This window comes from Streptomyces sp. A0958 (assembly GCF_004795035.1).
Lineage (GTDB): Bacteria > Actinomycetota > Actinomycetes > Streptomycetales > Streptomycetaceae > Streptomyces.
The window spans coordinates 123990-133171 of the sequence record NZ_SSBK01000017.1; the positions used below are offsets into that span (position 1 = coordinate 123990).

The following is a 9182-nucleotide window of genomic DNA, read 5'->3' on the forward strand; positions in this document are numbered from 1 at the left end:
CGAAACGCGCGTCCGCCGGTCCCGGGCGCACGCACCGTATCGCGATACATCGCGACCTACAAGCGTTCGGCTCGTACGGTCGCGAGCGGTCACTCCATCACCCGGTAGCCCGCCTCGCGCAGCGCCGCCTTCACGTCCTCGCAGTGCTCGGGGCCCTTGGTCTCCAGGTGCAGCTCCACCTCCGCCTCGGTGAGGCCGAGCCGGGGGTCGGTACGGGCGTGGCTCACGTCCAGGACGTTGGCGTCGGCCACCGAGAGCACGCCCAGCAGGGTCGCCAGCGCGCCGGGGCGGTCCGTCAGCCGCAGCCGCAGGCTCAGATAGCGGCCGGCCGCCGCCATGCCGTGGGTCAGGATGCGCTGCATCAGCAGCGGGTCCACGTTGCCGCCGGAGAGCAGCGCCACCACCGGCCCGTGGAACGACTTCGGGTCGCTGAGCAGGGCGGCCACCGGGCTCGCCCCGGCCGGTTCGACCACCATCTTGGCCCGCTCCAGGCAGAGCAGCAGGGCACTGGACAGCTCGTCCTCGGAGACCGTACGCACCTCGTCCACCAGGTCCTGGACCAGGCCGAACGGCACATCGCCGGGGCGCCCGACCTTGATGCCGTCCGCCATCGTCTGGAGCGAGCCGATCGAGACGGGGTGGCCGGCGGCCAGCGACGGCGGGTAGCAGGCGGCGCCGGCCGCCTGCACGCCGACGATCCGCACGTCGGGCCGGACCGCCTTGACCGCGACCGCGATCCCGGCCGCGAGCCCGCCGCCGCCGATCCCGACGACGATCGTGCGGACCTCGGGGCACTGCTCCAGGATCTCCAGGCCCACCGTGCCCTGCCCGGCGATGATGTCGGCGTGGTCGAAGGGGTGGATGAAGACCGCGCCCGTCTCGCGGGCGTACTCCTGCGCGGCGGCCAGGGTCTCGTCCACGACGGTGCCGTGCAGCCGCACCCGGGCCCCGTACTCGCGGGTCGCGGCGACCTTCGGCAGCGGCGCCCCGACCGGCATGAAGACCGTGGAGCGTACGCCGAGGAGCGCAGACGCGAGCGCGACACCCTGCGCATGGTTTCCGGCACTGGCGGCCACGACGCCGGCGGCGCGTTCGACCGGTGTCAGACCGGAGATGCGTACGTAGGCGCCCCGCAGTTTGAACGAACCGGTCCGCTGCAGGTTCTCGCACTTGAACAGGACCGGCGCGCCCACCAGCGCGCTCAGATGGCGGCTGCCCTCCAGCGGGGTGACCTTGGAGACCCCGGAGAGCATCTTCTGCGCCCCCCGCACATCGTCGAGGATCAGCGGGGGAAAGCGGCCGGGCGACGGGAAGTTCATACCGTAAGTCTTGCAGCTGAACGGGGCCCCGGCCGTCGCTTACGAGGCCGTCCTGCGCCGATGTCCGCAGGTTTGTGCAGCGCTGGTACGCGTTGCCCCGGGGCCGCGTACTCTGTCCCCCACCCATCCGACACCGCACGAAGAGAGCCCCCGGCCATGCCCCCTCAGGACATGACGACTGCCTCGTCTCCTTCCGGGGGCGCAGCCCCGGAAAACCCGGGTTCCGACCACGTTCTCGACACCCTTCAGCACCAGGTGGCCGTATTCGCCCGCCGAGCCGAACAGACCCGCCTCGGCGGGGTGGGCCAGGTGCGCAACTCCATGGACCGGGCGGCGTACCTGCTGCTGAACCGGCTGGACCTGGAAGGGCCGATGGGCGTCAAGGCGCTGGCCGCCGGGATGGGGATCGACTCGTCCACCGTGACCCGGCAGGTCGCGCCGCTGGTGGACACCGGCCTGGTGAAGCGGACCTCGCATCCGGAGGACGGCCGCGCGGTCGTCCTCCAGCTCTCCCCGCGCGGCCACGCCCGGCTGGACGAGGTCCGGGCGTCGCGGCGGGAGTTGATGACGCAGGTGACCAACGGGTGGAGCGAGGAGGAGCGGGACACGTTCTGCGCGCTGCTCACCCGGTTCAACGCCGCGCTGGCGGCACGCCAGTCCGCGCACCAGACGGCCCAGTCGGGCTGAGCCACCCCGCCGGACAGGCCCTCGCCGCCGAGGGGTTGACCCCGGGCCCGCGGCGCGCTCCGATGGACCGTGTGCGGGAGCATGCGGGCCGACAGCGGGGCCGCGCCCAGGAGTTCGAGGCCTTCGTCGCGGGCGCGGCCGGACGTCTGCTGCACACGGCGACGCTGCTCACCGCTGAACCGGCCGCCCCGCCCGGCTCCAACCCGCGCGCCCAGCGGCTCCTGACGGCCTCGCTGGCGGTGACGTTCGCGGACTGGGAGCGGCTGCGGGGCGAGGACCCGTACGACCGCACCCGGCAGGAGCTGGCCGCCCGCTTCGCCCGCGAGGCCTGGCGCCACCACCGCCCGCGCGGCGGACTGCTGCACCGGCTGACCCCGCAGGAGCGGCTGGTCCTGGTGCTGCGGCTGTACGAAGGGGTGGCCGAGGAGCAGACCGCGGCGCTGCTCGGGCTTCCGCGGGAGCGGGTGCGGGCGGTCTGCAACCGGTCGGTGGCCACGATGCGCGGCACCCGGAACCCGGCCGCGCGGCGGGGCCCCGCCCGGCTCCTGGGGGCCGCGCCGTGAGCGGCACGGGGCGCAGGGAGGACGAGGTGCGGCGGATGCTGGAGGGCCCGCGTCCGCAGGTGCCCGCCGAGCTGGCCGCGCGGGCGGCGGAGCGCGGCGGCCGGCTGCTGCGGCGCCGGCGGGTGCTGCACCGGCTCGGGCTGCTGGCGCTGGTCGCGGGGGTCGCGGCGTTCACGGTGTGGGCGGTGGTGGCCGAGCCCTGGCAGACGCCGCCGGCCGGGACGACACCGCCGCTGGAGGGCTGGTGGGCCGGATGAAATGAGGGGGCGGGGCCGGCGGTACCGGCCCCGCCCCTCACGCGTGCAGGCTCAGCCGAGCGCCTGCGTGAGGTCGGCGAGCAGGTCGTCGCCGTTCTCGATGCCGACGGAGAGGCGGACCAGGTCGGCGGGGACCTCCAGCGGGGAGCCGGCCGCCGAGGCGTGCGTCATCCGGCCCGGGTGTTCGAGCAGCGACTCGACGCCGCCCAGCGACTCGCCCAGGGTGAACAGCTTCGCGCGGTTGCAGACCTCGACCGCCGCCTCCTCGCCACCCGCGACGCGGAAGGACACCATGCCGCCGAAGGCCTTCATCTGCTTGGCGGCGACCTCGTGGCCCTGGTGCTCGGGCAGCCCGGGGTAGAGGACGTGGGTGACCTTGGGGTGGCGGGTCAGCAGCTCGGTGACCTTGGTGGCGTTCTCGCTGTGCCGGTCCATCCGGACGGCGAGGGTCTTGATGCCGCGCAGCACCAGCCAGGCGTCGAACGGGCCGGCGACGCCGCCCATCGCGTTCTGGTGGAAGGTCAGCTCCTCGGCCAGGTCGGGGTCGTTGACGACGAGCGCACCGCCGACGACGTCCGAGTGGCCGCCCATGTACTTGGTGGTGGAGTGCACCACGACGTCGGCGCCGAGCGCGAGGGGCTGCTGGAGGTAGGGGCTGGCGAAGGTGTTGTCGACGACGAGGCGCGCACCGGCGGCGCGGGCGACCTCGGCGACGGCCGCGATGTCGGTGATGCCGAGCAGCGGGTTGGACGGGGTCTCCACCCAGACCGCCTTGGTGCGCGGGGTGATCGCCGCACGGACCGCCGCCACGTTCGAGGTGTCGGCGACGGAGAACTCCACGCCCCAGCGCGAGGCGACCTTCGCGAACAGCCGGAACGTGCCGCCGTAGGCGTCGTTCGGGATGACCACGTGGTCGCCGGGGGTCAGCAGCGTACGGAGCAGGCAGTCCTCGGCGGCGAGGCCGGAGGCGAAGGCGAGCCCGGTGCGTCCGCCCTCCAGGGCCGCGAGGTTCTCCTCCAGGGCGGTACGGGTCGGGTTGGCGCTGCGGCTGTACTCGTAGCCGCCGCGCAGCCCGCCCACACCGTCCTGCTTGTACGTGGACACCTGGTAAATCGGCGGAACCACCGCGCCGGTGAGGGGGTCGGCGGTGTTCCCCGCGTGGATCGCGAGAGTTTCGAAGCTGTGCTGGTCGCTCATGGGGCCGAGCGTAGTTCGTCGCGAGGGCGCTCACCGAGCACCTGGCCGTCCGGTGACAATGGGGGCATGGAGATTCTGTGGTTCCTGCTGGCGTTGTGCATGCTGACCGCCGTCATCGGCCCGTTCGTGCTGCGCCGCCGCGGTGGCATCCGGCTGGCGGCGCCGGGCTCCCCGGACGCCGCCGATCCGCAGGACTACGGCTTCGTGCGCCAGGAGGAGCTGGACGTCCGGACGCCGGGCCCGGACCAGGATCTGCTGGACGTGCTGGAGGTCGTCCAGCACACGCAGGAGTGGCGGGCCGCGTCGCAGCTGCTGTCGGGGACGCCGAAGGAGGGCGAGGTCCGGTGGCAGCGGGTGCAGGCGTTCGCCGGGGCCGCCTCGCTGGAGCTGCTGCAGCGGCCGGGGGCCGGCGGGGCGTGGCTGCGCAAGTGGCGGGCCGAGGCGCCGAAGGACGCGGGCGCGGCGGCCGTGCACGCGGAGTTCCTGGTCCAGCAGGCGTGGCGTTCGTCCACCGCGGGTACGGACGACTTCCGGATCATCCTGGAGGAGGCCCGTACGGTGATCGGTGAGGCGGCCCTGCTGGCGCCGGGCGATCCCGTTCCGTACATCGTGGAGCTGGCGGTCGCCCGTGGACTGGGGTACTCCGCCGAGGAGTTCGACCAGGTCTGGGCGAAGATCATCGACCGGGCGCCGGCGCACATGGGGGCGCACATCGCGGCGCTGCACTTCTGGAGCGAGCGGTGGCACGGCTCGCGCGAGGAGGCCGACCGCTTCGCGACGGCTGCGGCCGCCCGCGCCCCGCAGGGCTCGCTGCTGGCCGCGCTGCCGCTGTTCGCGGTGTACGAGCACCTGCCGGAGGTCAATCTCGTGCGGGGCTTCTACCAGGGCCAGGTGGTGACGAAGGCGGTCGAGGGCGCGATGTTCGCGGTGCACGCGGCGCGCGCCGACGACCCGATGCTCGCGCATGTGCGCCACCTGCTCGTGCTGTTCCTGGTCCGGATGGAGCGCTGGTCGGAGGCGGTGCACCAGCTGGTCCACATCGACGGGCACGTGGGCGCGCTGCCGTGGACGGCGAGCGAGGACCCGGCCGCCGAGTACACGGTGTACCGGGCGCTGGCGGTCGCGGGCTACGAGGCGAACGGCGGCAGCCCGGCGACGCTGCCGCGGTAGCCGGGCTCCCGGGCGCGCGCCGCCGCCGGGCGGGCCGCCACCGGAATCCGCGGGGCCCCCGGCGCGTTGTACGTACAGCACGCCGACCCAGGAGGAGCCCCCGTATGTTCCCGCACCGCCGCACCCCGCAGCTCCCCGCCCAGGAGGAGGCCCTGCGCGGCCGTTCCGCCCCGGAGTTCACCGTTCCCGCCCGCCACACGGTCCTGGGCAACGCCCTGCTCGGCCCGTACCCGGAGGGCCTGGAGGTCGCGGACTTCGCGCTGGGCTGTTTCTGGGGCGCCGAGCGCAGGTTCTGGCAGACGGACGGCGTCTGGACGACGCTCGTCGGCTACCAGGGCGGCTACACGGAGAACCCCGCCTACGAGGAGGTCTGCTCGGGCCTGACCGGCCACACGGAGGCGGTCCGTGTCGTGTACGACCCGGCCGTCGTCACGTACCCCGAGCTGCTGAAGCTGTTCTGGGAGTCCCACGACCCCACCCAGGGCTTCCGCCAGGGCAACGACGTGGGCACCCAGTACCGCTCCGCGATCTACACCCACTCCCCCGACCAGGCGGCCGCCGCCGCGGCCTCCCGCGAGGCGTACCAGAAGGTCCTGACGGCCTCCGGCCACGGCGAGATCACCACGGAGATCCGTCCGGCCGACGGCCGCACGTTCTGGCCCGCCGAGCCGGCCCACCAGCAGTACCTGGACAAGAACCCGGCCGGCTACTGCGGCATCGGCGGCACCGGCGTCTCCTGCCCGGTGGGCGTCGCCCCTGCGGAGAGCTGAGCACGGTCATACGACGCGGGGCCGGGGGACACGTCCCCCGGCCCCGCGCGCTTGTCGGCGCTACCGGGCGTCACAGTCCTCGGTGGACGTCACTGCGGTGCCCGAGGTGAAGGGCCAGGATGACCAGGACATGGCCCGCACCTCGTACACCACCCGGAAGTCTCCCGACAGGCCCGGGACGCGTGGTCCCGGGCCTTGTCCGATCGGCGGCGTCAGCGGCTCAGATGAGCCCCTGCGCCAGCATCGCGTCCGCGACCAGTTCGAAGCCGGCGATGTTGGCGCCGACCACGTAGTTGCCGGGGCTGCCGTAGCGCTCGGCCGTGGTGTAGCAGGAGTCGTGGATGTGGCGCATGATCTCCGCGAGGCGCTGCTCGGTGTGGGCGAAGGTCCAGGAGTCGCGCGAGGCGTTCTGCTGCATCTCCAGGGCACTGGTGGCCACGCCGCCCGCGTTGGCCGCCTTGCCGGGGGCGAAGGCCACGCCGGCCTCCTGGAAGACGCGGACGGCCTCGGGGGTGGTGGGCATGTTGGCGCCCTCGGCGACCGCCTTGACGCCGTTGCGCACGAGGGTGAGCGCGTCGGCCTCGTGCAGTTCGTTCTGGGTGGCGCAGGGCAGCGCCACGTCGACGGGGACGTTCCAGACGCCCGCGCCCTCGACGTACTTCACGTGCGCGCCGCGCCGCTCGGCGTACTCGGAGATGCGGCCGCGGCCCTGCTCCTTGATCTCCTTGAGCAGGTCGAGGTCGATGCCCTTGTCGTCCACGACGTAACCGCCGGAGTCCGAGCAGGTCACGACGGTCGCGCCGAGCTGCTGGGCCTTCTCGACGGCGTAGATCGCGACGTTGCCGGAGCCGGAGACGGCGATGCGCTGGCCTTCGAGGGACTCGCCCCGGCTGCGCAGCATCTCGGCGGTGAACAGGACGCAGCCGTAGCCGGTCGCCTCGGTGCGCACCAGGGCGCCGCCCCAGCCGAGGCCCTTGCCGGTGAGGACGCCGGACTCGTAGCGGTTGGTGATCCGCTTGTACTGGCCGAAGAGGTAGCCGATCTCCCGGCCGCCGACACCGATGTCACCGGCGGGCACGTCGGTGTACTCGCCCAAATGGCGGTGGAGCTCGGTCATGAACGACTGGCAGAACCGCATGATCTCGGCGTCCGAGCGGCCCTTCGGGTCGAAGTCCGCGCCGCCCTTGCCGCCGCCGATGGGCATGCCGGTGAGGGCGTTCTTGAAGATCTGCTCGAAGCCGAGGAACTTCACGATGCCGAGGTTGACCGACGGGTGGAAGCGCAGCCCGCCCTTGTAGGGGCCGAGCGAGCTGGAGAACTCGACCCGGAAGCCGCGGTTGACGTGGATGTCGCCCGAGTCGTCCGCCCACGGCACCCGGAAGATGAGCTGGCGCTCCGGCTCGCATATGCGCTGGATGATCCGGGCGTCCACGAACTCCGGCCGCTGGGCCAGCACGGGGCCAAGGGTCTCCAGTACCTCCCGTACCGCCTGGTGGAATTCGTTCTCGCCCTGATTGCGGCGGAGGATCTCCGCGTACAACGGCTCGATGATGCGGTTCTCGGCGGCGTGCGGGATTGCGGAGTCAGGGGTGGCCGGCATCTGATCAAGACCTTCCATGGGTCGGCTCATACGCGGGGGCGCCCCCGTCCCGAGGGGCGCCAGGGTCCCCCTCCCCATTGAGGGTGTCGCCGGGACTTCACGCATTACCGCGCTCACGCATGCGGCGTACAGGACCGTTGTGGCGTACCGATTCTCCCAGTGGCCCGGCGGAATGGCCCGCGCCATCCACATGGTGATCCCGCCCGCACGGGCACCGCACCTGGCCAACGGCCTTGCGCGAGGCCGGTTCCGGGCAGGAATGGCCGGGTTGGAGCCGCGACGGGGAACCGCCCGAAGTGGTGAATCTCACAGTGACGGGGCCCGGCCGCCAGGTCGCGGGGCGGCCGGCACAGGTTCCCGGGGTTCCCCCAGGCGGGTGGCGGTGCCTCCCCCGCGCCTCCCCCGCCCTCCGCTACGCCTTCGCGCCGCCGATCGCCGCCCGCATCACGGCGGCCGTCGCCGACGCGTCGTAGTCCGGTCCGACGCCGTCCACGAACACCAGGTCGCCCGCCATGTTCCGGGCCCGCAGCGGCACCAGTTCCTGGTAGGCCGGGGTGGCGTACCAGGCGCGCGCCGCGTCCATGTCGGGGAAGCCCAGCATGACCACCGCGCCGGGCCAGTCGCCCTCGACCACCTCGACGGGGGTGTTGTGGACCAGGAAACGGCCCCCGAACGGGTCCATCGTCGACTGGATGCGGTCGATGTACTCGATGACCTCCTCGTTGGGGAGCCCTTCGGGGTACAGGTGCGCGATGGCGTAGGCGGTCATGGTCTCGCCCTCCGTTTTTCTGCGGTGGTCCGTCGGCTGATGGACACCATGCTGCCGGGGGCGCCGGCACGCGTCGATTACCCGCGGGGTAATGCGGGACGCTCCGCGCCGACCCCGGGACGCGGTGACGGGTCATCAGACATGATTCGGCCATGACATCCATACGGGGGAAGCACAGAGTCCCCGGTCCTCGTACGCCCGCAGGGGCCGCCCTGCCCTCCTCACCCGGGTACGGCACGTACCGCGGGCCCGTGCAGCCCGGACCGCGTACGCCGCCGCGGGCCGGTGAGATGCGCCGCTGCCTCGCCGTCGCGCTCGACTGCTACCTGTGCCTGCTCACGGCCGGGCTGCTGGTCAGGCCGTACGTGGACGGCGCGCCCCGGCCCGAGGCCGTCGGCCTGCTCGCCGGACCGGTGCTGGCGCTGTCGTTCGTCAACCAGGTGGTGCTCACCGCGTGCTTCGGCGCGGGCGCGGGCAAGCTGATCATGGGCATACGGGTGGTGAGCCTGCCGGACGTCCGGCGCCCCGGCCCCGGCCGGCTGGTGCGGCGCTGGCTCTACGGGCTGAGCCGGCTGCCGCTGCTGCCCTGGTACGGGCTGCGCGCGGGCACCGGCCGCCGGGACGGGGCGGGCTCCCCGCTGGTGCGGGCCTGCGAGAAGGGCGTCTGGTACGCGGACCCGCTCGGGCTGCGCCAGGTCCGCCGGGGCGACCTCGTGGCGTACCGCCGGGCCGCCACCGGGGCACATACGGCCTGAGCGCGGCAAGGGCAGGGGCGCGCGGCAGGGGCCCGCGCGAGCCGCCGCCGGGGGCCCGCGTACGGCCTGAGCGCGGCAGGGGCCCGCGCGGGCCC

Annotated in this window: 10 protein-coding genes; 6 read left to right on the forward strand and 4 right to left on the reverse strand. The window is 73.3% G+C overall.

The genetic code is table 11. The annotated features are described in order from the left end of the window. Nucleotides 1-89: 89 nt before the first annotated feature. Complete coding sequence (ilvA, locus tag E6P78_RS18775) at nucleotides 90-1319, reverse strand: threonine ammonia-lyase (protein WP_136204753.1); 1230 nt, start codon at nucleotides 1317-1319, stop codon at nucleotides 90-92. A 156-nt stretch (nucleotides 1320-1475) separates the two neighbouring features. On the opposite strand from ilvA, the gene E6P78_RS18780 reads away from it, so the two are divergent. From E6P78_RS18780 to E6P78_RS18790, 3 genes are all read left to right on the forward strand, one after another. Further along, nucleotides 1476-2006 (forward strand): MarR family transcriptional regulator, encoded by a 531-nt coding sequence (locus E6P78_RS18780; RefSeq protein ID WP_136204754.1) that lies wholly within the window; start codon nucleotides 1476-1478, stop codon nucleotides 2004-2006. A gap of 71 nt (nucleotides 2007-2077) precedes the next feature. Further along, entirely contained in the window at nucleotides 2078-2569 is a 492-nt protein-coding gene (locus tag E6P78_RS18785) for a sigma factor-like helix-turn-helix DNA-binding protein (protein ID WP_136204755.1), read from the forward strand. After that, nucleotides 2566-2826 carry a hypothetical protein gene (locus E6P78_RS18790; protein WP_136204756.1) on the forward strand — a complete coding sequence of 87 codons (261 nt, stop codon included), beginning with the start codon at nucleotides 2566-2568 and terminating at the stop codon, nucleotides 2824-2826. The genes E6P78_RS18785 and E6P78_RS18790 overlap by 4 nt, the downstream gene beginning before the upstream one ends. A 51-nt stretch (nucleotides 2827-2877) precedes the next feature. Here E6P78_RS18790 and E6P78_RS18795 read toward each other — a convergent pair whose 3' ends face one another. Beyond that, nucleotides 2878-4023: a cystathionine gamma-synthase gene (locus E6P78_RS18795; RefSeq protein WP_136204757.1), complete on the reverse strand. Its 1146-nt coding sequence runs from the start codon at nucleotides 4021-4023 to the stop codon at nucleotides 2878-2880. A gap of 66 nt (nucleotides 4024-4089) precedes the next feature. On the opposite strand from E6P78_RS18795, the gene E6P78_RS18800 reads away from it, so the two are divergent. Both E6P78_RS18800 and msrA read left to right on the forward strand, forming a co-directional pair. Then, nucleotides 4090-5193: a hypothetical protein gene (locus tag E6P78_RS18800; protein WP_136204758.1), complete on the forward strand. Its 1104-nt coding sequence runs from the start codon at nucleotides 4090-4092 to the stop codon at nucleotides 5191-5193. 104 nt (nucleotides 5194-5297) lie between these two features. Further along, nucleotides 5298-5963, forward strand: a complete 666-nt coding sequence (gene msrA, locus E6P78_RS18805; RefSeq protein WP_136204759.1) for a peptide-methionine (S)-S-oxide reductase MsrA — start codon at nucleotides 5298-5300, stop codon at nucleotides 5961-5963. 220 nt (nucleotides 5964-6183) lie between these two features. Here msrA and gdhA read toward each other — a convergent pair whose 3' ends face one another. Continuing rightward, entirely contained in the window at nucleotides 6184-7563 is a 1380-nt protein-coding gene (gene gdhA / locus E6P78_RS18810) for an NADP-specific glutamate dehydrogenase (RefSeq protein WP_136204760.1), read from the reverse strand. A gap of 412 nt (nucleotides 7564-7975) precedes the next feature. Further along, complete coding sequence (locus tag E6P78_RS18815) at nucleotides 7976-8332, reverse strand: DUF1330 domain-containing protein (protein ID WP_136204761.1); 357 nt, start codon at nucleotides 8330-8332, stop codon at nucleotides 7976-7978. 152 nt (nucleotides 8333-8484) lie between these two features. Between E6P78_RS18815 and E6P78_RS18820 the strand changes: the two genes are divergently transcribed. Continuing rightward, entirely contained in the window at nucleotides 8485-9087 is a 603-nt protein-coding gene (locus E6P78_RS18820; protein WP_346765580.1) for an RDD family protein, read from the forward strand. Nucleotides 9088-9182: the final 95 nt, after the last annotated feature.

Coding starts and splice junctions, on each gene's coding strand:
- ilvA (WP_136204753.1), bottom strand. CDS start 1,319: ATGAACTTCCCGTCGCCCGGCCGCTTTCCCCCGCTGATCCTCGACGAT.
- E6P78_RS18780 (WP_136204754.1), top strand. CDS start 1,476: ATGCCCCCTCAGGACATGACGACTGCCTCGTCTCCTTCCGGGGGCGCA.
- E6P78_RS18795 (WP_136204757.1), bottom strand. CDS start 4,023: ATGAGCGACCAGCACAGCTTCGAAACTCTCGCGATCCACGCGGGGAAC.
- E6P78_RS18800 (WP_136204758.1), top strand. CDS start 4,090: ATGGAGATTCTGTGGTTCCTGCTGGCGTTGTGCATGCTGACCGCCGTC.
- msrA (WP_136204759.1), top strand. CDS start 5,298: ATGTTCCCGCACCGCCGCACCCCGCAGCTCCCCGCCCAGGAGGAGGCC.
- gdhA (WP_136204760.1), bottom strand. CDS start 7,563: ATGCCGGCCACCCCTGACTCCGCAATCCCGCACGCCGCCGAGAACCGC.
- E6P78_RS18815 (WP_136204761.1), bottom strand. CDS start 8,332: ATGACCGCCTACGCCATCGCGCACCTGTACCCCGAAGGGCTCCCCAAC.
- E6P78_RS18820 (WP_346765580.1), top strand. CDS start 8,485: ATGACATCCATACGGGGGAAGCACAGAGTCCCCGGTCCTCGTACGCCC.